General features: G+C 38.3%; 23 protein-coding genes. 18 read left to right on the top strand and 5 right to left on the bottom strand.

Annotation, left to right across the window (positions count from 1 at the left end; genetic code table 11):
• Nucleotides 1-57: 57 nt before the first annotated feature.
• Together CLV94_RS04360 and CLV94_RS04355 are read left to right on the top strand one after the other, a co-directional pair.
• Nucleotides 58-432: a Sec-independent protein translocase subunit TatA/TatB gene (locus tag CLV94_RS04360; protein WP_121375212.1), complete on the top strand. Its 375-nt coding sequence runs from the start codon at nucleotides 58-60 to the stop codon at nucleotides 430-432.
• Complete coding sequence (locus tag CLV94_RS04355) at nucleotides 433-1,038, top strand: phosphatase PAP2 family protein (protein ID WP_121375211.1); 606 nt, start codon at nucleotides 433-435, stop codon at nucleotides 1,036-1,038.
• Nucleotide 1,039: 1 nt separating this feature from the next.
• On the opposite strand, the gene CLV94_RS04350 is transcribed toward CLV94_RS04355, so the two are convergent.
• Nucleotides 1,040-1,681, bottom strand: a complete 642-nt coding sequence (locus CLV94_RS04350) for an O-methyltransferase (RefSeq protein WP_121375210.1) — start codon at nucleotides 1,679-1,681, stop codon at nucleotides 1,040-1,042.
• A 77-nt stretch (nucleotides 1,682-1,758) separates the two neighbouring features.
• Between CLV94_RS04350 and rlmN the strand changes: the two genes are divergently transcribed.
• From rlmN to dnaG, 7 genes are all read left to right on the top strand, one after another.
• Entirely contained in the window at nucleotides 1,759-2,802 is a 1,044-nt protein-coding gene (gene rlmN / locus CLV94_RS04345) for a 23S rRNA (adenine(2503)-C(2))-methyltransferase RlmN (RefSeq protein ID WP_121375209.1), read from the top strand.
• A gap of 131 nt (nucleotides 2,803-2,933) precedes the next feature.
• Nucleotides 2,934-3,914 carry a polyprenyl synthetase family protein gene (locus CLV94_RS04340; protein WP_121375208.1) on the top strand — a complete coding sequence of 327 codons (981 nt, stop codon included), beginning with the start codon at nucleotides 2,934-2,936 and terminating at the stop codon, nucleotides 3,912-3,914.
• Nucleotides 3,915-4,023: 109 nt separating this feature from the next.
• On the top strand, nucleotides 4,024-5,214 hold the full coding sequence (locus tag CLV94_RS04335; protein WP_121375207.1) for an aspartyl protease family protein: 1,191 nt from the start codon (nucleotides 4,024-4,026) through the stop codon (nucleotides 5,212-5,214).
• 148 nt (nucleotides 5,215-5,362) lie between these two features.
• A complete protein-coding gene (locus CLV94_RS04330) occupies nucleotides 5,363-5,923 on the top strand; it encodes an RNA polymerase sigma factor (RefSeq protein ID WP_121375206.1) in 561 nt (186 codons plus the stop codon).
• On the top strand, nucleotides 5,910-6,614 hold the full coding sequence (locus tag CLV94_RS04325; RefSeq protein WP_121375205.1) for a hypothetical protein: 705 nt from the start codon (nucleotides 5,910-5,912) through the stop codon (nucleotides 6,612-6,614). The genes CLV94_RS04330 and CLV94_RS04325 overlap by 14 nt, the downstream gene beginning before the upstream one ends.
• Nucleotides 6,615-6,648: 34 nt before the next feature.
• The gene (locus CLV94_RS04320) at nucleotides 6,649-7,707 is read left to right on the top strand and encodes a coiled-coil domain-containing protein (RefSeq protein WP_121375204.1); all 1,059 of its coding nucleotides are present in this window, start codon (nucleotides 6,649-6,651) and stop codon (nucleotides 7,705-7,707) included.
• 129 nt (nucleotides 7,708-7,836) lie between these two features.
• Nucleotides 7,837-9,813, top strand: coding sequence for a DNA primase (dnaG, locus tag CLV94_RS04315; protein WP_121375203.1), 1,977 nt, complete (start codon nucleotides 7,837-7,839; stop codon nucleotides 9,811-9,813).
• A gap of 2 nt (nucleotides 9,814-9,815) precedes the next feature.
• On the opposite strand, the gene CLV94_RS04310 is transcribed toward dnaG, so the two are convergent.
• Both CLV94_RS04310 and nadE read right to left on the bottom strand, forming a co-directional pair.
• Nucleotides 9,816-10,445, bottom strand: coding sequence for a response regulator transcription factor (locus CLV94_RS04310; RefSeq protein WP_121375202.1), 630 nt, complete (start codon nucleotides 10,443-10,445; stop codon nucleotides 9,816-9,818).
• 83 nt (nucleotides 10,446-10,528) lie between these two features.
• Complete coding sequence (gene nadE / locus CLV94_RS04305) at nucleotides 10,529-11,332, bottom strand: NAD(+) synthase (RefSeq protein WP_121375201.1); 804 nt, start codon at nucleotides 11,330-11,332, stop codon at nucleotides 10,529-10,531.
• Between the two features lie 127 nt (nucleotides 11,333-11,459).
• On the opposite strand from nadE, the gene gldB reads away from it, so the two are divergent.
• Entirely contained in the window at nucleotides 11,460-12,419 is a 960-nt protein-coding gene (gene gldB / locus CLV94_RS04300; RefSeq protein ID WP_121375200.1) for a gliding motility lipoprotein GldB, read from the top strand.
• A complete protein-coding gene (gene gldC / locus CLV94_RS04295) occupies nucleotides 12,419-12,760 on the top strand; it encodes a gliding motility protein GldC (protein WP_170148744.1) in 342 nt (113 codons plus the stop codon). Before gldB ends, gldC begins: the two co-directional genes overlap by 1 nt.
• A gap of 56 nt (nucleotides 12,761-12,816) precedes the next feature.
• On the opposite strand, the gene yihA is transcribed toward gldC, so the two are convergent.
• Both yihA and CLV94_RS04285 read right to left on the bottom strand, forming a co-directional pair.
• Nucleotides 12,817-13,437, bottom strand: a complete 621-nt coding sequence (gene yihA, locus CLV94_RS04290; protein WP_121375199.1) for a ribosome biogenesis GTP-binding protein YihA/YsxC — start codon at nucleotides 13,435-13,437, stop codon at nucleotides 12,817-12,819.
• Nucleotides 13,438-13,535: 98 nt separating this feature from the next.
• Nucleotides 13,536-14,300, bottom strand: a complete 765-nt coding sequence (locus CLV94_RS04285; RefSeq protein ID WP_121375198.1) for an alpha/beta fold hydrolase — start codon at nucleotides 14,298-14,300, stop codon at nucleotides 13,536-13,538.
• A 431-nt stretch (nucleotides 14,301-14,731) separates the two neighbouring features.
• Here CLV94_RS04285 and mraZ point away from each other — a divergent pair, with 431 nt between their 5' ends.
• From mraZ to murD, 7 genes are read left to right on the top strand one after another with little or no spacing between them, the layout of a single operon-like run.
• On the top strand, nucleotides 14,732-15,205 hold the full coding sequence (mraZ, locus tag CLV94_RS04280) for a division/cell wall cluster transcriptional repressor MraZ (protein WP_121375197.1): 474 nt from the start codon (nucleotides 14,732-14,734) through the stop codon (nucleotides 15,203-15,205).
• Nucleotides 15,180-16,088 carry a 16S rRNA (cytosine(1402)-N(4))-methyltransferase RsmH gene (rsmH, locus tag CLV94_RS04275; protein ID WP_182492757.1) on the top strand — a complete coding sequence of 303 codons (909 nt, stop codon included), beginning with the start codon at nucleotides 15,180-15,182 and terminating at the stop codon, nucleotides 16,086-16,088. The genes mraZ and rsmH overlap by 26 nt, the downstream gene beginning before the upstream one ends.
• Before the next feature lie 60 nt (nucleotides 16,089-16,148).
• A complete protein-coding gene (locus CLV94_RS04270; protein ID WP_121375196.1) occupies nucleotides 16,149-16,496 on the top strand; it encodes an FtsL-like putative cell division protein in 348 nt (115 codons plus the stop codon).
• Complete coding sequence (locus CLV94_RS04265) at nucleotides 16,487-18,484, top strand: penicillin-binding protein (protein ID WP_121375195.1); 1,998 nt, start codon at nucleotides 16,487-16,489, stop codon at nucleotides 18,482-18,484. Before CLV94_RS04270 ends, CLV94_RS04265 begins: the two co-directional genes overlap by 10 nt.
• The gene (locus CLV94_RS04260; protein ID WP_170148743.1) at nucleotides 18,481-19,944 is read left to right on the top strand and encodes a UDP-N-acetylmuramoyl-L-alanyl-D-glutamate--2,6-diaminopimelate ligase; all 1,464 of its coding nucleotides are present in this window, start codon (nucleotides 18,481-18,483) and stop codon (nucleotides 19,942-19,944) included. The genes CLV94_RS04265 and CLV94_RS04260 overlap by 4 nt, the downstream gene beginning before the upstream one ends.
• Nucleotides 19,945-19,951: 7 nt before the next feature.
• Nucleotides 19,952-21,175: a phospho-N-acetylmuramoyl-pentapeptide-transferase gene (gene mraY / locus CLV94_RS04255; RefSeq protein ID WP_121375194.1), complete on the top strand. Its 1,224-nt coding sequence runs from the start codon at nucleotides 19,952-19,954 to the stop codon at nucleotides 21,173-21,175.
• Nucleotides 21,176-22,513: a UDP-N-acetylmuramoyl-L-alanine--D-glutamate ligase gene (murD, locus tag CLV94_RS04250; protein ID WP_121375193.1), complete on the top strand. Its 1,338-nt coding sequence runs from the start codon at nucleotides 21,176-21,178 to the stop codon at nucleotides 22,511-22,513.
• Nucleotides 22,514-22,530 lie beyond the last annotated feature (17 nt).

Below are 22,530 nucleotides of genomic sequence, written 5' to 3'. Positions count from 1 at the left end.
AAAGCTGAAACTGCAGCTGGTTTTTTACCGTATCTTTGTGATATAAAATACAAGATTATGTTTGGCATAGGAGGATCAGAATTTATATTCATCATATTCATCGCAATCATGCTTTTCGGAGCAGACAAAATCCCGGAAGTTGCAAGAGCACTCGGTAAAGGAATGCAACAGCTTAAAAATGCGACTGAAGATATTAAGTCGGAAATTCACAAAACAGCCTCAGATAGCGGTCTAGATACAAAATCTTTGACAGGCGGTTTTTCTGATGAAATCAATAAAGTAAAGGAAAACTTCAACAAGATTATTGAAAATTCCAACGACAATAGTTTTGGCTTAGATAAAATCACTCAAGATGTAGATGCCGAAATTAATAAAGTCAAAGAAGATATCGAAACCATAGGAGAGGGGCCAATAAAAAGACAAGACAGATAGATGGAAACAATATTGGAACTTGATAAAAATCTGTTTATTTATCTTAATAGCCTTGGTTCGGAACAATTCGACGGTTTTTGGCTATTCATTACAAAACAGATAAATTGGATTCCAATCTTTGCGATTATCATGTATCTTGTGTTTAAGCACCTTGGCTGGAAACATGCCATGATGATAATAGTGGTCATGGCTTTGCTGATTGCATTGACAGATCAAACTACAAATCTTTTCAAAAATGGCTTTCAAAGGCTGCGGCCAGGTAGCAATCCTGATCTGGCGGACTTGATTAGAGCCGTACAAAAAAGAAAATCCTTTAGCTTTATTTCTGGCCATGCCTCAAATTCGATGGCGGCAGCCTTCTTTCTGTATAAGGTACTAAAGCCTTATCTGAAATACATGGGATTCATTTTCCTTTGGCCTTTGATTTTTGCATATAGCAGAATCTACCTTGGACTACATTACCCTGGCGATATACTTTGCGGTTACATCTGGGGAATCCTGATGGCTTTGATTATGCTGAAATTATATGCTTATTTAAGAGATAAGTATTTTCCACAAAAAGAATATGTCGATAATCCGACGAACGACGAGCCAATCCGAAATTAAGTTACAGAACTCTGCTCACGGTTAGTCCGTCTCGAATAGGCAACAATACTGTTTCGACTCTCGGATCTTCCTTAAGTTTTTTATTGTATTCTAATAAAACATTCGTACTTAAGTCCCTTGGATCTGGCGTTTCGAGTATTTTTCCGCTCCATAGCACGTTATCGGAAAGAATAATTCCGCCTTTGTTCATCAAGGGAAGAATCATATCGAAATACCTCAGGTAGTTATCTTTATCGGCATCAATAAAAACTAAATCATAGGTCTTTCCCAAAGTTGGGATGATTTCTAAAGCATCGCCCAAATGCTGTGAGATTTGATCCTTCCATGGCGATAAGTCAAAATACTTTTTTTGAATGCTAGATAATTCCTCATTGATATCAATCGTGTCGATTGAGCCATTTTCCTGCATTCCCTCTGCTAAACACAAAGTCGCATAACCAGTATACGTTCCGATTTCAAGAATAGTTGCTGGACGGATCAATTTAGATAGCATGCTCAAGACTCTCCCTTGAAAATGACCGCTCAGCATTCTCGGCTGCATGATTTTTTGATACGTTTCTCTATGCAGTGCTGCTAAAAGCGTAGGCTCGTTTTCGGAATGCCTTTCGACATAAAGTTCTAGTTCGGGAGAAATAAAATGCATGGTAAAAAGTTTTTGCAAAATTATAAAATATTAACACTCATTAGGTACTTATCACTTCTAATATATAACTTTGCGCCATGCAAATCGAGAAAAAAGACATCAGGGCATTATCCAAAGACCAGCTTCGCGAGTTTTTTGTATCCAATGGAGACAAAGCCTTTCGTGGTAACCAAGTCTATGAATGGCTCTGGAGCAAGGGCGCCCATAATTTTGACGACATGACAAATGTTGCAAAAACAACGCGCCAAATGCTGGAGGAAAACTTTGTTATCAATCACATCAGGGTAGACCAGATGCAGAAAAGCGAAGATGGGACTGTAAAAAATGCAGTGCGTCTTCACGATGGCTTAGTAGTAGAATCTGTCTTGATTCCAACAAATACAAGAACAACAGCCTGTGTTTCTTCTCAAGTTGGCTGCAGTCTCGATTGTAATTTTTGTGCTACCGCAAGACTCAAAAGAATGCGGAACCTCAATCCAGATGAAATCTATGACCAAGTTTTAGCTATCGATAACGAAAGCAAGCTCTATCATAATCGTCCGCTTTCCAATATTGTTTTTATGGGCATGGGCGAGCCGCTCATGAACTACAATAATGTTATCAAGGCGATTGACAAGATTGTTTCTCCGGAAGGACTCGGAATGTCTCCAAAAAGAATAACTGTTTCTACTTCGGGGATTCCGAAGATGATTAAAAAACTTGCCGACGATGAAGTAAAATTCAGGCTGGCTGTTTCGCTCCATTCCGCAATAGACGAAATTCGTTCTCGAATCATGCCGTTCAGCCAAAACTTTCCGTTATCAGACTTGCGCGAGTCATTGGAATATTGGTATAACAAAACCAGAAGTAAGATTACCTATGAATATGTTGTCTGGAAAGGCATAAACGATAATAAAGCTTCAGTCGATGCTCTGGTGAAATTCTGCAAATACGTTCCTTGTAAAGTCAATCTGATCGAATACAATCCGATTGATGACGGTGAGTTTCAGCAAGCTTCAGAAGAATCTATAAACGAATACATTAAAGCTTTAGAAAAAAATGATATTGTAGTTAAAGTGAGAAGGAGTAGAGGAAAAGATATCGATGCTGCTTGCGGACAATTGGCTAATAAAGAAGCATAATTTAGAGTAAAGAATATATAAAGACGCTGTCAGGGTTTCAAATCCAGACAGCGTCTTTTTTAAAAAAAGAGAACTTTATAATCTTATGACACTTCTTGCACTTTAACACTTAAATAGTATCTTTGTTTCCAATGAAAATCACCGAGCAAATAAAACAGCCGATTCTTGCCGAAATGGAGCTTTTTGAAAAAAAGTTTCACGAAGCAATGTCTTCAAAAGTAGCTTTGCTCAACAGGATAACTTATTATATCGTCAACCGCAAAGGAAAACAAATGCGTCCGATGTTTGTTTTTCTGACAGCCAAGATGGTTTCTGAAGGCATAGTCAATGAAAGGACGTATCGTGGTGCTTCAGTCATCGAATTAATCCATACCGCAACCTTAGTTCATGATGATGTCGTAGACGATAGTAACAGGCGCCGTGGTTTTTTCTCCATCAATGCCTTATGGAAAAATAAAATTGCCGTTCTTGTAGGCGATTACTTGTTGTCGAAAGGATTGCTGCTCTCTATTGATAATGGCGATTTTGATTTACTGAGAATCATTTCAGTAGCCGTTCGCGAAATGAGCGAAGGCGAACTACTCCAGATCGAAAAAGCAAGAAGGCTTGATATTACTGAAGATATTTATTACGAAATCATACGCCAGAAAACAGCGACTCTGATTGCTGCTTGCTGCTCGCTTGGAGCCTGTTCTGTGCTTCCGGAAAACAGTGAGGTTATTGAAAGGATGCGCAAATTCGGAGAACTTATCGGTATGGCTTTTCAGATAAAAGATGATTTGTTTGATTATACAGATGACGCTATCGGAAAGCCGACTGGAATTGATATAAAAGAGCAAAAAATGACGCTTCCGTTGATTTATGTCTTGAATCACTGTTCGCCAAAAGAAAAAAGCTGGGTAATCAATTCCATCAAAAACCATAATAAAGACAAAAAACGCGTCAAGGAAGTAATCGCGTTTGTCAAAAACAACAATGGCTTGGCGTACGCCGAAGAAAAAATGATCCAATTTCAAGAAGAAGCCCTTCTTCTGATACAAGATTTTCCAAGCTCTCCTTATAAAGACGCGCTTACCTTGATGGTAAATTACGTTATCGAAAGAAAAAAATAATTTCTTTCAATCCGTTAATCCGTTGACAATTATTATTTTATCCTTCATGCAACCTTTTTTGTAGCAGTATCGTCTTAGACTATAGCATGTCTAACCTAATACTTTTGCTATGAGATTCTTATATGTGTTTTTTTTCCTTTTTTCAGCGTATGTCCATGCCCAGAAACCTAAAGAAGTTCTGAATTGGATCAACACCGCAAAGTCAGAAAACAAAGATTTTTATTATGAAATTCCTTTTGAATATCGCAATAACGAAATCGTGATTCAAGTTCGGATAGGAGGCCAGACGTATGATTATATTTTTGATACCGGTGGCTATAATAACATAACCGATGCTATTCAGGCAAAAAACAACTTTCCGATACTGACAAAACAAACGGTCGGAAGTAGCAACAAAATCAAAAAAGAAATCAACATCGTAAAAGTGGACAGCCTGCATATCGGAAAACTTATATTTCATGATATAGCTGCGCTCCAGATGAATTTTGAGGAATCGCCAACTATAAAATGTACGATTGATGGCGGATTGATTGGAGCCAGTATTATCAAAAATTATATCTGGCAGATTGATTACCCAAATAAGAAAATAATAGTAACAGACCAGATTAGTAGGATAGTGAATCTAAAACAAGCTGTGAAAGTTCCTGTTACGTTTAATAGCAGGCTCATGCCTTATATCGAAGTAAAGATAAATGGCAAGAAAGAAAAAATGATGTTTGACTTGGGAAGCGCTACGTTATTCAGCATGACTGAAAAAATAGCCAAAAAGCACGGAATAGAAAATGCGATTACTTTAACAGGCGGCGGAACTGAAGGCGGAAACGGTGTTATCAAAGAGCCGATTTATATCATAAACTCTGGTAAGGTCGAAATTAAAAACCTCCTTTATCTGAACAAGCCGATTTATTATACTTCGACAAACAACGAACCGCTAATTGGCAACCCAATCATAAAAGATTATATCGTCACAATGAATTTCAAGGACGATGAGATCTATTTTCTTCCTATAAATGAATCTGCTGTGAATGATGGCTGGAGTACATTTGGCTTCACAATAGAATATAACGACGGGAAATCAAAAGTAGCCACGTTGCTCAAAGATTCCGAAGCAGCAAAAGCAGGACTTCAGGTCAATGATGAAATAGTGGCTGTTGACGGACAAAAAGCAGACTGTCTTGATTATTGTCAATGCAAAAAAATATACAGCAGGCTTTTAGAAAACAAGAACGAAATTATATTAGACGTAAATAAAAATGGGCAGACACAAAAGATAATCCTCAAGAAGCAAAAAATATTTTAACTTTAACCCTTGTTTTATAAGAGGTTGCTACCTTTAAGCAATTAATTTGAATTTTTTTTTACACCCCATGCAACCCTTTTCGAACGAATCTCGTCTATGCTAATAGAACACTGATTGAAATGTTCAAGTCAAAGATCAAAAACACTAAATGAAAGTAATCGCTTTACATCAAGAGGAAAAAGACATAATCAGCCAGGCTGTCGCAAACAACCGCCATGCCCAGCAAAAGATTTATGCCGGCCATGCCCCGAAGATGCTGAGTGTCTGCAGGCAATATATAAAAGATATACACCAAGCAGAAGATGTGATGATTACCGCTTTCATGAAAGTTTTTGCCAACCTTAAAAACTTTGAACACAAAGGAAGCTTTGAAGGCTGGATCAGAAGAATAATGATCAACGAATGCATTTCGTTCATCAGGGTTCAGAAAAAAGTAAAATATATTGAAGATGAGGCTTATTTCGAAGAGACTCATAATAATACAGACAGCCAATTCAATGTTGAAGATATTCAATTTTTGATCGACAGTCTGCCAGACGGCTACAGGATGGTTTTCAACCTCTATGCTATTGAAGGATTCAAACATCAGGAAATTGCGAAAATGCTCGGAATAAACGAAGGGACATCCAAATCGCAATTGTCACATGCTCGAAAAATGTTGCAGGAACAAATTAACAAACTAAAGAATTTTCAAAATGGAACCGAATAAACTAGAAAAGGATTTCAAAAAGAAACTAGACGAAAGGACCATTCAGCCTTCTGAAATGGCCTGGGATAGATTGGATGCCATGCTTTCGGTAGCCGAAAAGAAAAAACCTAAAAAAAGAACATGGCTCTATATCGCAGCAAGTTTTTTGGGATTTTTATTGGTCGGGACAATCTTCTTCAACCAATCAGAAGCGGTAATAGAGAAAGGGAATGATGTGGTTGTAACTGAAGAAAAAACTGAAAAAACAGTTGAAAACAATATCCCAGAAGAACAAAATACAAAATCATCAAATCAAATCACGATAGTTAATTCAGAAGCCATCGCTTCAAGGTTGCCGGTGCAAAAAAAGAATCAAAAAGCTGGGTCTTCCACTTCTTTGAAGAAAGAAGACCAAGCGCTGCAACCGACGCAAGAAAAGACAGAAATGATAGCTTCTGCTGGGCAAAACGAGATGACAAAAGCCAATAAGTATATCGAATCAGAACAGCTTTTGGCTGAAGCTGAAACGAGAATTCAATCGCAGTCTATCAAAAAATACGTTGCAAAATCGAGCGTGAAAGTAGATTCCAAAGGCTTGCTTTCTTCTGTAGAAGGAGAATTGAACGAAACTTTTAGAGACAAGGTGGTCAAATCCATCGGCAAGAATTACGAAAATGTAAAGACGTCTCTTGCAAATAGAAATAACGAATAAATCAATCTGACTTTACAAACTAAAACCAAATATCATGCAAAAAATTATTTTTTACGCAGCGGCATTGCTATGCCTTTTTGCATCCAAAGCATTTGCACAAGAAACCTTTGAGCAAAGAGCCAAAGCAATCGCACAGCGCATTGAAGCTATCACAAAAGAAGAAAAAGATGCCCTAAAAGAAGAGGTCGAAGCCGTAAACAAACAACTAGACAATGGGGAAATTTCGCAAGAAGAAGCGGATAGCCAAAAAGCCACGCTTGCCGACATCAGAGCAAAAAATATTGAAGAAAGAGTCGGAACCGAAGAAGCAAAACTGACCGCGTTAGTGAAAGAAAAAGTAGATGGCAAATTGCCTCCGGAACGAAGAAAAACAGCTTTTAGCATTTATTGGGATAGTTGGGACAAGGATTCGAAAAAAAGAGACTCTATCGTAAGAACTAGAAGCGAATCCAGGACAACATCACAATTTGTTTTTGCTTTTGGTCTTAACAATGCCCTGACAGAAGGCGACCTGAGTTCTGTGGAAGGCTCTGATTATAGAGTGTGGGGATCACATTTTTACGAATGGGGAATCACGTTTAATACGAGATTAGCGAAAAACCACAACCTTTTGCATGCCAAATACGGACTGTCGTTGATGTATAACAATCTTCGCCCTACAGACAATCGTAATTTTGTGGTAAACGGCGACCAGACAAATTTGGTGACAAATCCAATCAATCTGAAGGATTCACGTTTTAGAAATGTCTATTTGGTAGTTCCGGTACATCTTGAATTCGATTTCACAAAAAAACGCGTTACCGAAAAAAGAACCTACTTCCATTCGCATGAAAGCTTCCGATTCGGTATCGGAGGTTATGGAGGAGTAAATGTAAAATCCAAACAAATCTTGCGCTATGAAATTGACAATCATAACGTAAAAGAAAGAAGCAAAGGCGACTTCAATGTAAACGATTTTATTTATGGACTTAGTGCCTATATCGGATACGGCGAAATAAGTTTGTATGCCAAATACGATCTGAATACGATTTTTCGAGATAATCCAGTAGACCAAAATAATATTTCCGTAGGAATTAGATTTGATTTAAATTAAAGAGTGTTTAAGTTAGTGAATACGTAGAAAAGTGCTCATGCCGACAAAAAGGTGTGAGCGCTTTTTGTATTTATGCAAGCCGAAAATCTTCGTATCTTTGAACTCTTAAAACCGAATACTTCTTTATAATTGATAGCCAAGACAACCATAGATACTGTTTTTGAAACCGCCCGAGTCGAGGAGGTCATAGGCGATTTCGTGCAGCTCAAAAGAGCAGGGAGCAACTTCAAGGGACTGAGTCCTTTTTCTGACGAACGCTCTCCCTCGTTTATGGTTTCGCCCGTAAAGCAGATATGGAAAGATTTTAGCTCGGGAAAAGGAGGAAATGTCGTCGCTTTTTTGATGGAGCACGAACATTTTACCTATCCAGAAGCGATTCGCTATTTGGCCAAGAAATACAATATAGAAATAGAAGAGACAGAGCAGTCGCAGGAAGAAAAAGCAGAAGCAAATGAAAAGGAAAGCATGTATCTGGTTTCTGAATTTGCCAAAAAGTACTTTCACGACATATTGCTCAATAACGAAGAGGGCCAGGCGATTGGTTATTCGTATTTCAAGGAAAGAGGCTTTACCAACGAAACGATACGAAAGTTCGAATTAGGCTATTCGCCAGAATCATGGGATGCCTTGACCAAAGAGGCTTTAGGCAAAGGATATAAGCTCGACTATCTTGATAAGACAGGATTGACCATCGTTAAAGAGGATAAGCAATTTGACCGATTTAAAGGACGCGTGATGTTTCCGATACAAAGCATGTCGGGACGGACGCTTGGTTTTGGAGGAAGGATTCTCGGCAACGACAAGAAGGCCGCAAAATATATGAACTCGCCTGAAAGCGATATTTACTACAAGAGTAAAGTCCTTTATGGTATATTTCATGCCAAGCAGGCCATCGCAAAACTTGATAATTGCTATTTAGTTGAAGGATATACAGATGTAATCCAATTTCATCAAGCCGGAATAGAAAATGTTGTAGCTTCCTCCGGAACGGCACTGACGCCCGACCAGATTCGTTTGGTCAACCGTCTGACAAAAAACATCACGGTGCTTTTTGACGGCGATGCGGCCGGTTTAAGAGCTTCAATTAGAGGAATCGACCTTATTCTTGAAGAAGGGATGAATGTCAAAGTGTGCACGTTCCCTGACGGTGAAGATCCGGATAGTTTCGCCAGAAAAAATTCTCACGATGAGGTTGTTCGATATTTGGAAGCCAATTCAAAAGATTTTATTCAGTTCAAGGCTTCGTTGCTTATGGATGAAGCCAAGAATGACCCTGTCAAAAAAGCGGGACTGATTCGCGATATGGTGGCCAGTATTTCAAAAATTCCAGACCGCATACAAAGAGAAATCTATCTTCAGGAAACGGCAAGAATAATGGACATCTCAGAACAAGTCTTAGTGAATACATTGGCACAGCTTGTCCAGAAAGAAGTTACGGATACCGGTAAAAAGCAAAAACAAGAGCAGAAAGCTTTTGAGGTCGTAAAGAACGAAAACTCAGAAACGGCTCCAAAAATCGATGTCCTTTATGAATTAGAGAGAAAAATAATCGAAATTCTTCTGTTGTATGGAAATAAGGAAGAAGAATTCGAAGATGTACTGCTCAAGACCAACGACGAAGGCGAAATTGAAGAAGCAATCGAAAAAAAAGAATACAAAGTATACCAAAGAATATATTTGAGCCTTCAAGAAGACGAAGTAGAACTCGCAAATCCGCTATTCAGAGATATCTATAACGATTTGGTGAATTATTTCCATCAAAACGAATCTTTCAATATGGAACATTACCTGATGCATCTTGCGCCAGAACTGGCTCAAGAAGTTACGGACATATTAATGTATGAGGAAAGAGAGCTTCTTCATAACTGGGAAGGACAAAATATTATAGTAAAACAAAAAGACCAGACTATAGGCCAATATGTTTCAGAGACAATTCTGACATTGAGGTGGTATCTCGTAGACAGAATTATAGAGGAGTTGAAAGGCAGCATTACATCTGGCCCAGATTCAGACAATACAGAAACACTGTCTATGGCAATGGATTATTATAAACTAATCAATTCTTTTTCGTCTAAACTAGGCAGGGTAATGTCGCGTTATAGCTAAGCCTAGACTATCTCAAGAGTTTTAGCTTTGTTGACAAGATCTACGAGGTTTGTCACGTTTAGTTTTGTAAGAAGCCTCAATTTGTAAGTACTTACTGTTTTTTCGTTTAAGTCAAGAATCTTTGCAATTTCTTTGTTCTTTTTTCCGTCGCTGAGGTAACGTAATACTTCAATCTCGCGGGTTGAAAGTTTTCTATACAGACGTTCCGATTTATTTCTTTTTCCAATCAGCGCAAGATTTTTCTTCACAGTCTCGCTAAATACGACAGCTCCGCCGTATACTTTAGTCAATGCAGATGCAAGTCCTTCTAATTTTGAAGTCTTATGAATGTAGGCAGAAACACCAGCTTTCAGAGCGTTTGGGGCGTACATTTGCTCCGAAAGGTTTGTGAAAATCACAATCTTAGTGGAAGGATAGTCTTTGACCATTCCTTTTATAAGATTAATACTCGAAAGTCCTTCCAAATCAAGATCAAGGATAACGATGTCTACAGACTTTTTACTCAGGATGTCCTCCAGAGTATTATAGTCTTCAGCATGTCCAACGATACTGATTTCTGAATTGTCTTTAAAATAGGATTTTATTCCATAATGGACGATAGGGTGATTATCGGCTAAACATATTTTAATCATAATGCATTTTTTTAAATTTAAACTGATAAACCTTTAGTAAATTTAGTTAAATTTTTTTAAAATAAATAAGGTTTGTATGAAAATCATTTCAAATCTTCCGAAATTTTGCAAATCGGTATCGGAATCATTTTATGTTGATTTACGTAATTAAGTCTTTTATAGATTGAAAAGACTTCAGCTTCTCTTCCGGAAAAATCTTTTGCTTTTCCGTCCTCTGCAGCATTCATTGCCCACTCTAATTCGTCATAGCTGGCACCAAGCTGGTCCTCATCGCTTCTGTCGTCTCCAAAAAGCCCATCGGTAGGAGCGGCATTCAGAATAGAAGTCGGAACTCCTAGAAAAGCAGCTAGCTGAAATACTTCCGATTTCATCAAATCGGCTATCGGACTCACATCTACACCGCCATCGCCATATTTGGTATAAAAGCCTACGCCAAAATCTTCGACTTTGTTTCCGGTTCCGACCACCAAGCGACTGTGTATTCCTGCATGGTAATATAAAGTGGTCATTCGTAAGCGTGCTCTAGTATTTGCTAAGGAAAGATGTAGTTTTTTTTCGTCGTCGCCAGCCGGGACTATACTTTTAAACATCTCAAAAACAGAAGTTAGATTCGTTTCGATGCTGTCTACGTTAGAAAACCTTTTTTTTAACTGCTCAATATGCTCCCGTCCCCTTGAAACATGGCTTGGCGCTTGGTGGATTGGCATTTCTACACAAAGAGTCGGTAGTCCTGTAAGCGCACACAGCGTTGAAGTGACTGCAGAATCGACTCCTCCAGAGATTCCTACAACAAAACCACTTACTTTTGCGTTTATTGCGTAGTCCTTTAGCCAATTTGCAATATGGGTTGTGATCTTATCGGCTTGGAGCGTATTGTTTTTTTGCATTACAATTTTATTAATTTAAATACGTGAAGTGTATATTTGCACTTTATTTTTTTTGCCTATTAAAGTTAAAAAAACAATTCATAATTTAAGGTTAAGATTTAATACAAAAATACTAACAAAAATATAAATGAGAAAACTTACTGTATTATTGATTTTTACTGTTTTTTTTATTTCTTGTGATAAAAAAGACAAGGTCGAAAAAGCAATAGAAGAAGTGCCAGTTGAGCTTGATGTAGAGCGTTTTGATAAGGTTTTTTATGAAACGCCTCCTGAAGATCTTTCCAAGATAAAACGACAGTATCCTTACTTTTTTCCAGCCGGAAATGAAGATACGGTTTGGACAAACAAGATGAAAAATCCGCTTTTGAGAGAATTGCATGCAGAAGTTCAAAAAACATTTGGCAATTTTCAAAAAGAAAGAGGTGATTTAGAAGAGTTGTTTCGCCATATCAAATATTATTTTCCAGAGACCAACCTTCCAAAAGTTATAACGCTGATTTCAGAAGTCGATACGCAAAGCAAAGTGATTTATGCGGACAGTTTGCTGTTAATCTCATTGGATGTTTATTTAGGAAAAGACCATAAATTCTACTCAGGCTTTCCAGAATACCAAAGAAGGACTTTTGAAAAATCACAAATCCTTCCAGATGTTGTCTCTGATTTTTCGCTTAGAAAAATAGCGCCTCCAACAGACAGAGCGCTGCTTTCTCAAATGATCTATTTCGGGAAAGAACTATATTTGAAAGATGTGCTGATTCCTCAAGTTTCCGATGCAGACAAGATAGGCTATACGCCAGAGCAGATTACTTGGAGCCAAGAAAACGAAGGATATATCTGGCGCTATTTCGTAGATGAGAAGTTATTATACGATTCTGATCCTAAATTGCCCGGAAGATTTATAAATCCAGCCCCGTTTTCCAAGTTTTATCTTGAAATCGATAATGAGTCACCCGGACAGATCGGAATGTGGATTGGATGGCAAATTGTGCGTTCCTACATGAAAAACAATGATGTATCTTTGCAGCAATTATTGCAGGCCGATGCAAAAGAAATTTTTGATAATTCTAAATACAAACCTAAAAAGTAATGCCTAAAAAAATAACTTCCGAAATAAAAATAACCGTTGAGCTTGATGATAACAGAGTGCCAGAAAAGCTTTTCTGGGCCGCTCAAGATGGAGGCGTTGTTCAAGAGGAGTCAAAAGCCATGATGCTTTCATTTTGGGACAGCAATGCTCAAGAAACAATGAGAATCGACCTTTGGACTAAAGACATGCCGGTTGATGAAATGAAAAAATTCTTTCACCAGAGCCTTGTCGCGATGGCAGATACTTTTCAGAGAGCGACAGACGATGAGAAGATGTCGGATACAATGAGAGATTTCTGTGACTACTTTGCAGAAAAAATGGAATTAAAAAAAGGAGAATAATGCCTTTTGAGCGTAATAAAAAAGCGGACCTATAAAGTCCGCTTTTTTATTTATAACTAAAAACTATTCAAGTCTTTAAAAACCTCGGTGTTGATTTCGTCTATATATGCCAAGACTTTTTCTTTTCCGGTGCCTTCGGTAGATGAGGTGACGAAATAAGGAGGCATCTCTTCCCAATTGCTTGCCAGCAGCTTCTTGCGGTAAGCAGCTACGTTTGAATCTATTTTGGTCTTGCTGATTTTATCCGCTTTGGTAAATATGATACAAAACGGAACTTCTATTTCTCCTAAATAAGTTATGAATTCCAAATCAATTGCTTGTGCCTCCAGACGGATGTCAATCAATATAAAAGCGCAAACCAGCTGTTCTCTTTTTTCAAAATAATCCGTAATGAATTGCTGGAATACTTCTTTTGTCTTTTTAGAAACGCGGGCATAACCATAGCCTGGCAAATCGACCAAAAACCAATTGTTGTTGATCTTAAAATGGTTGATAAGCTGTGTTTTTCCAGGTCTTCCCGAAGTTTTAGCCAAGCTCTTGTGGTTGGTCAGCATATTGATCAAAGAAGACTTTCCTACATTTGATCTTCCAATAAATGCGTATTCAGGCAGACGCTCTTGCGGACATTTGCTTACTTCGGAATTGCTGATAACAAATTCAGCGGAATTGATTTTCATAACGGATGTTCGATTTCTGCAAAGGTAGTCAAAAAAAATAACCGCTGTTTTTCTGGAAAAATCCTTCAAACAACGGTTAGAGTATACTGTGCTAAAATTTATAAGTGTGTTTTCTGAAGCCAGTCGTGCATCAGTCGGTTAAACTCATCCGGATGCTCCATCATGGCTGCATGCCCGCATTTGTCAATCCAATAAAGGCTGGAGTTAGGCAGCAATTGGTCAAATTCTTCAGCGACTTCGGGAGGCGTAACTTTGTCGTTTTTCCCCCAGATAATACAAGTAGGAACGTGCATCTTTGGAAGGTCCTTCGCCATATTATGACGAATGGCGCTCTTGGCGATAGTCAAGGTCTTGATCAGCTTGATTCTGTCATTGGCCATCGCATATACTTCGTCAACGATTTCTTTTGTGGCTATTTTCGGGTCGTAAAAAACATCTTCTGCTTTTTTCTGAATATAGTCATAATCACCGCGGCGTGGATAGCTATCGCCCATAGCGCTTTCGTAAAGTCCTGAACTGCCTGTGATTACTAATCCCAGCATTTTTTCAGGATACATTTTTGTATGGTATAAGGCAATATGTCCTCCAAGAGAATTTCCTAAAAGGATAACTCGGTCAAAACCTTTGTAAGTGATGAAATCCTTCACATACTTTGCAAAAGCCTTAACGTTGGTTTTCAGTATGTTTTGTGTGTAAATCGGCAATTCAGGAATAACGACTTTGTAGCCATGCTTTGGAAAATATTCTGCAACTCCGTCAAAATTGCTTAGGCCTCCCATCAGTCCGTGAAGAATAATGATTGGAGTTCCTTCGCCAGTTTCAAAATATTTGTATTTACCTTCTTTTTTTAAGTGTTCTTCCATTGATCTTTTTGGACGTTTCAAATTCACACAAATATATGATTTTATAGATAAAAACGAATTTTTGACTTGATAATTTACCTTTAAATTTTAAATGGAATTTATTATGCTGTAAGGATTTTCGTCTGAAAATATTTTTTTGGATTTCTCGTCTTCTAAAGTGTTATCGGTCAGCTCTTTTGATATGGATATTTAAAATTTCTTTTTTCTGAAATCTTTAAAATTTCCATCAAAAATCATAAAACTCTTATCGAATTTTTGGCTAAAGTTAAATTTAGTTAAAATATCTACAACAAATCCTAAAGCTCTGGCAAGCTATTAATTATCTGTTTTGATTCTAAAGTGGTAAAACTTATCAACAAAGTGGTAAAATGTGGTAGATTGTGGTAATTATTTTTCTACATTTGCTATGAAACAGTAAAAAACGTAACTCATTGAATACCATCATTGGAACATATGAATGTAAGGTCGATGCTAAAGGAAGGGTGCTTTTGCCAGCTCCTTTGAAGAAGCAATTGACTGATTCTTTGAACGATGGTTTCGTGTTAAAACGTTCTGTTTTTCAGCCTTGCTTGGAGCTGTATCCGATGGCGGAGTGGAATTTAATGATGCAGAAAATAAACAAGCTGAATCGATTTGTAAAGAAAAACAACGACTTTATCAGGCGTTTTACGGCTGGCGTAAAAGTCGTGGAGATCGATAACTTGGGAAGGCTTCTGATTCCGAAAGATTTAGTGGCTTTCGGAAATATCTCAAAAGATTTAGTGTTGTCTTCGGCAGTGAATATTGTGGAAGTCTGGGATAAGGATTTGTATGAAAAATCAATTTCTGGCGATGATGTAGATTTTGCAGATTTGGCGGAAGACGTAATGGGAAATATAAATGATGACGACAATGGAATATCATAATCCGGTTTTGTTGAAAGAAACTGTAGATGGTTTGGATATCAAGCCAGATGGAGTTTATGTGGATGTGACGTTCGGCGGTGGCGGTCATTCAAAAGAAATTTTAAAGCGTCTAGGTCCAAACGGTAGGCTGTTTGGATTTGACCAAGACGAAGATGCTCTGGCAAATGCCTTGGATGATGAAAGATTTACGCTGATTAATGAAAATTTCAGATTCATAAAAAGATTCTTAAGATTCCACAACGTGAAAAGCGTTGATGGAATTTTGGCTGATTTAGGGGTTTCTTCGCATCAGTTTGATGTGGCAGAAAGAGGTTTTTCGACACGTTTCGATGCTGAATTGGATATGAGAATGAGTCAAAAAAATGATTTGAGCGCTTACGGAGTAGTGAACGAATATGACGAAGCAAACCTGCGTCGCGTGTTTTATGACTATGGCGAGTTAAAAAATGCCCCTGCAATTGCAAGAGTCATTTTGGAAGCTAGAGAACATGAGCCAATTAAAAATACAGAACAACTAAAAGCGGTCTTGAGCCGATTTTTGCCGGCTCATAAAAGCAATAAGATTTTGGCCCAGATCTATCAGGCGATCCGCATTGAAGTGAATCAAGAAATGGATGTCTTGAAAGAATTTTTGGAACAATCCCTAGAAATATTAAAGCCTGGCGGAAGATTAAGCGTGATTTCTTATCATTCTTTAGAAGACCGATTGGTAAAAAGATACATCAAAAACGGAATGTTTGAAGGCGAGCCGGAACGTGATTTCTTTGGAAATTTTTCTGTTCCGTTCAAGACAATTGGAAAACTAATCGTTCCTGACGATGCAGAAATCAGAATCAACAACAGGGCTAGAAGTGCGAAACTAAGAATTGCAGAAAAGATATAGTATTCAGATGGCAGGTTTCGGTTGCAAACAACAGAAATCTAAAATCTAAAATCTAAAAACATGAAAGGCGGAATTTACAGCATATTAAAAGCAAAATTTCTGATCAATGATGATGCGGCAAAAAACTGGCAGTTCATCATTTTCCTGATCATCTTGGCTTTAATCATGATTGCAAATTCGCACAATTACGAGCAAAAAACATATAGGATTACAGAATTAGATAAAGAGGTAAAAGAACTCCGTTCCGAATTTGTCGACAGGCGCTCGGAATTGATGAAATTAAAGATGGAGTCGACGATTTCAGAAAAAATGGAAGTCAAGGGAATTTTTCCTTCTTCCGTTCCTCCAAAAAAAATTAAAGTATTAAAAGAAAAAGAAAAAGGCTTTTTTGAAAAGTTATGGCAGTAGAAGAAAAAAATATTTCTTACAGAATTTATCTCGTTGCATTTGCAGTCGTGATAATGGCTACTGGAATACTCGTAAAGCTCACAAACATTCAGTGGGTGGAAGGCGATTATTACAGGAAGCTGGCGAAAGACCGTACTGTGAAAAATTTTGTGATTCCTGCTAATAAAGGAAATGTGTATTCTGCCGACGGAAGTCTTTTAGCGACATCAATTCCGAATTATACGATCCGATTTGATGCCGTGGCTCCAAAAAAAGAAGATTTTAATAAAAATGTTGAAGCGCTTTCCGATTCGCTTTCAGTCTTATTAGGCAAGCCAAGTTCACATTATTTGAACGAGTTCCGTAAAGCAAAAGCCAATAAAAACAGGTATATGCTTTTGGCAAGAGGCTTGAGCTACACAGAATATATGAGAATCAAGACATTTCCATTATTCAACTTAGGCGCTAATAAAGGTGGATTGATTTCAGAACAAAAAACGGTAAGAGAACATCCAATCGGGATGATTGCCAATAGAACTATCGGATACGAAAGAGAGTATGTAGACGGCGGTGTAGATGGAAAAGGAATCGAATGGGCGTTCAAAAACTATATCAATGGTAAGGACGGAAAAGTACTGAAACAAAAAATTGCAAAAGGACAGTGGAAGCCGATCAGCGATAACAATCAGGTAGAGCCTCAAGACGGTTATGATATTATCTCTACGATTGATGTCTACATACAAGATATTGCCCATCATGCGTTGCTTAAGCAATTAGAATATTACGAAGCAGAACACGGTTGTGTGGTCGTAATGGAAACAAAAACCGGGGAAGTTAAAGCCATTTCAAATCTAGGCAGAGTAGAAGACGGCAGCTATTCCGAAACATTGAATTATGCTGTTGCCGAATCGCACGAGCCTGGCTCAACATTTAAGTTGATTGACCTGATTGCTCTTTTAGATGATAAAAAAGTTGATACAAGCAAAGTGTATGACAGCCGAGGCGGAGATATTACCTACCACAATAGACACGTAAGAGATTCGAAAAAAGGAGGTTACGGAAAAGTCTCTTTAGCAAGAGGTTTTGAGCTGTCTTCCAACACGATTATGGTTCAGGCCGTGTATGAAAATTATAAGGACAATCCGAGAGAATTCGTAGACCGAATCAACAGAATGGGACTAAACAAACCATTAGGATTGCCTTTTGAAGGCGAAGGAGTGCCATTTATTCCGCAGCCAGGAACCAAAAGATGGAACGGAACATCACTGCCTTGGATGGCTTTCGGATATGGAGTTTCCATGACGCCTTTGCAAAGTTTGGCCATCTACAACGCTGTTGCTAACGACGGAGAAATGGTAAAGCCGATTTTCGTAAAAGAAATCAAAGAATGGAACAAAACCATCAAGAAATTTGACAAAGAAGTAATCAATCCGAAAATCTGCTCCGATGAAACGCTTAAAAAAGTAAGGAAAGTTTTGGAGAATACGGTAAAAAAAGGAACAGGCTCAAAATTATATTCCAAAGATTTCTCAATGGCAGGAAAAACAGGAACAGCGCAGGTGGATTATGCTAAAGGAAAACATACCGACGCCATGTATTATGCATCGTCTTTTGCCGGATATTTTCCAGCCGACAAGCCAAAATATTCCTGTATCGTGATCATTCATAAGCCAAGTAAAAGCAAAGGCTTTTATGGAGGAGATGTTTCCGGTCCGGTTTTCAAGAGAATCGCACAGAAGATTTTTACCGATGTTCCGTCGACCAACGAAATTAAAAACCTGAACAAAAAGAGCATCAACCAAGACAAAGATTACGGGAGATATTCTGATTTAGTATCAAAAGAAACGATTCCAAATGTTCACGGAATGGCAGGAATGGACGCAGTAGCGCTTTTTGAAAACCTAAAGATGAAAGTAAAAGTCATCGGAATAGGTAAAGTAAAAAGACAATCCATACAGCCTGGAGAAGCAATAGTAAAAAACAGAACCATAATATTAGAATTATCGTGATTATTCTAAAAGACATATTATACAAAGTCGCCATTGAAGCTGTAAAAGGTTCAACGGAAATTGCTATTAACGCGATCGACTTCGATTCAAGAAAAATCGAAGCGAACGACGTTTTTATTGCAATCCGTGGTGCAGTAGCAGACGGACATGAATATATCGAAACCGCTATCAGCAAAGGAGCAGTGGCTATTATTTGCGATACTTTTCCAGAAAATATAGCACAAGGCGTGACGTATATCCAAGTAAAAGATACCAATCGAGCGCTGGCTTTTATTGCTTCTAACTATTATGGAAATCCTTCCGCAAATTTAAAATTGGTCGGAATTACAGGTACAAATGGTAAGACAACCATAGCATCGTTGCTTTTTCAGCTATTTAAAAAAGCAGGATATAAAGTAGGATTGCTTTCGACCGTAAAAAATGTGGTAGATGATGTAGAATACAAGTCAATGCTGACAACTTCAGATTCAATTACGATCAATAAGTTCTTGAAAGAAATGAACGATGTAGGCGTAGAATTTTGCTTTATGGAAGTCAGCTCTCACGGAATCGCCCAAAAAAGAACCGAAGGTTTACAGTTTGCAGGAGGCGTTTTTACCAACCTTTCGCACGACCATTTGGATTACCATAAAACATTTGCAGAATACAGAGATGTCAAAAAGATGTTTTTCGACCAGTTGCCAAAATCAGCCTTTGCTTTAGTGAATTCTGATGATAAAAACGGAATGGTCATGTTGCAGAATACGATAGCTAAAAAACTGACTTACGCTTTAAAATCATACGCCGATTACAGAGCGCAGATTCTAGAAAACCAATTGTCAGGATTGTTGCTGAAAGTAAATGAGCAAGAAGTTTGGGTAAGGCTAATCGGAACATTCAATGCCTATAACCTGCTTGCAATATATGGAACTGCGATCGAATTAGGGCTTGACAATTTAGAAGTGTTACGATTGCTTTCTGAACTTGAAAGCGTTTCTGGACGATTTCAATTTATTGTTTCCAAAGAAAACATTACCGCTGTTGTAGATTATGCCCACACGCCAGATGCTTTGGAAAACGTATTGAAAACAATCGATGATATCCGTACAAAAAACGAACAACTTATTACGGTTGTAGGCTGTGGCGGCGATAGAGATAAGACTAAGCGTCCGATTATGGCGAATATTGCTTCAACATTAAGTGACAAAGCCATTCTAACGTCAGACAACCCAAGAACCGAAGATCCAGAAGCCATTATTTTAGAAATGGAACAAGGCGTAGAGCCTCAAAATTATAAAAAGACAATAGCGATTGTCGACAGAAAGCAAGCCATTAAAACAGCCTGTCAGCTGGCACAGCCAAACGATATTATCCTGATTGCAGGAAAAGGACACGAAACCTATCAAGAAATCAACGGAGTCCGTCATGATTTTGACGATATGAAAATTGTAACTGAACTATTAGAACAACTGAATAAATAGAGGAACTATGCTATACTATCTATTTGATTATTTAGACCGAATGGACGTCCCAGGAACTGGGGTCTTCCAATATATTACTTTCCGTTCCGGTTTGGCTATCATACTTTCTTTGTTGATTTCGACTGTTTTTGGTAAAAAGATCATCAACTTTTTAAGAAGACAGCAAGTAGGGGAAACCGTTCGTGAGCTCGGTCTTGCTGGACAAAACGAAAAAGCGGGAACACCTACGATGGGCGGTCTGATTATTATCGTTGCCACTTTGGTACCGGTTTTCTTGCTGGCCAAATTGAACAATATCTATATTCTTTTGCTGATTGTAACCACGCTTTGGATGGGAACTATCGGATTCATAGACGATTATATCAAGATTTTCAAAAAAGATAAAGAAGGATTAAAAGGAAGGTTCAAAGTTATTGGTCAAGTCGGACTTGGACTGATTGTCGGAACAGTACTGTATTTCCATCCAAGCGTAACCGTGAGGACAGATACTGGAAACACCAATGTTTTTGCGACAAACCAGACGACTGTTTCTGCAGTTCCATTAGAAGAAAAATCGACAGCAACAACAATTCCTTTCTTCAAAGACAACGAATTTGATTACGCAGAATTGCTTTCATGGGCTGGAGACGACTATAAAGATTACGCTTGGCTGATTTTTATTCCAGTTGTGATTTTTATCATCACCGCTGTTTCCAACGGAGCCAATCTTACCGATGGAATTGATGGCTTAGCCGCAGGAACTTCTGCGATTTCCGTAATAGCACTTGGTATTTTCACCTTTGTTTCGGGTAACATTATTTTCTCGAACTACCTGAACATAATGTATATCCCTAATTCAGGAGAGATGACGGTTTATATCGCCTCATTTGTCGGAGCGCTCGTCGGATTCCTTTGGTACAACACCTATCCTGCGACCGTATTCATGGGAGATACAGGTAGTTTGACCATTGGCGGAATCATCGCCGTTTTGGCTATTGCAGTTAGAAAAGAATTAATGATTCCTGTATTGTGCGGTATTTTCTTGGCAGAAAATCTTTCCGTCGTGCTGCAGGTCTCTTATTTTAAATATACGAAAAAACGTTTCGGCGAAGGCCGGAGAATCTTTTTGATGTCGCCATTGCATCACCATTACCAGAAGAAGGGTTATCACGAAAGTAAAATCGTGACCCGCTTCTGGATCGTGGGAATCTTGCTGGCCATTCTGTCAATCGTAACCCTAAAATTAAGATAAATGGAACAACGATTGGTCATTTTAGGCGGAGGAGAAAGCGGCGTAGGAACCGCAATTCTCGGAAAGAAAAAAGGATACGATGTTTTTGTATCTGATTTCGGAAAAATAAAAAACAATTATAAAGAAGTTCTTGGCCTTCATGGTATAAAGTGGGAAGAAGAAAAGCATACAGAAGATTTGATTCTCAATGCAGATGTAGTGATGAAAAGCCCCGGAATTCCTGATAAATCGCCAATCGTAAAAAAACTTTTGGAACGAGGAATAAAAGTGATTTCCGAAATTGAATTTGCCGTCCAGTACACAAAAGCAATAACCGTTGGGATTACTGGAAGCAACGGAAAGACCACCACGACGATGCTTACCTATCATCTGCTGAAACAAGGAGGCATAAACGTAGGATTAGCGGGGAATATCGGAAAAAGCTTTGCCTGGCAGGTGGCCGATGACAAACACGATGTGTATGTTTTAGAATTAAGCAGCTTCCAATTGGATGGGATTATAGACTATAAGCCGCACATTGCCATAATCACAAATATCAGCCCAGATCATTTAGACCGATACGATTATGATTACGGAAAATACATCGCCTCAAAATTCAGAATTACCGAAAACCAGACAGAAGAAGATTACCTGATTTATGACGCCGACGACGAAGCCATAGGAAATTGGCTCAAAATGAACAAGACAAAAGCGCAGCTGCTACCCTTTTCAATGACAAAGACAATTGAAAACGGAGCTTATGCAAAAGAAGATACAATCAATATAAACATCAATAACGAAGAATTTGTTATGCCACAAGACAAACTAGCCCTAGAAGGAAAACACAACGTGAAAAATGCAATGGCAGCTTCAACAGTTGCGCAATTGCTGCGAATCAGAAAATCCACAATCCGTGAAAGCCTTTCTGATTTTCAAGGTGTGGAGCATCGTTTGGAAAAAGTGCTTAAAATTCAAAACGTGCAATATGTGAACGATTCAAAAGCAACCAATGTGAATGCCGCATTCTATGCTTTAGATAGTATGAACACGCCAACGGTATGGATTGTTGGAGGTGTTGACAAAGGAAATGATTATTCAGAATTGATGCCGTTGGTTCGCGAAAAGGTAAAGGCAATCATCTGCCTTGGTATTGACAATAAAAAAATTATTGATGCCTTCGGTGATGTCGTGGATGAAATGATTGAGGCTCAAAATATGAGAGACGCCGTAAAATATGCACAAAGAATGGCAGAAAAAGGCGATACCGTTTTGCTTTCGCCTGCCTGTGCAAGTTTCGATTTGTTCGAAAATTACGAAGACAGAGGAAGGCAGTTTAAGCAAGCCGTTCAAAATCTATAGTTGCCAACCTGTTTGCA

The organism is Flavobacterium endophyticum (assembly GCF_003634455.1).
GTDB lineage: Bacteria > Bacteroidota > Bacteroidia > Flavobacteriales > Flavobacteriaceae > Flavobacterium > Flavobacterium endophyticum.
This window is presented reverse-complemented; position numbering and strand designations above follow the sequence as displayed.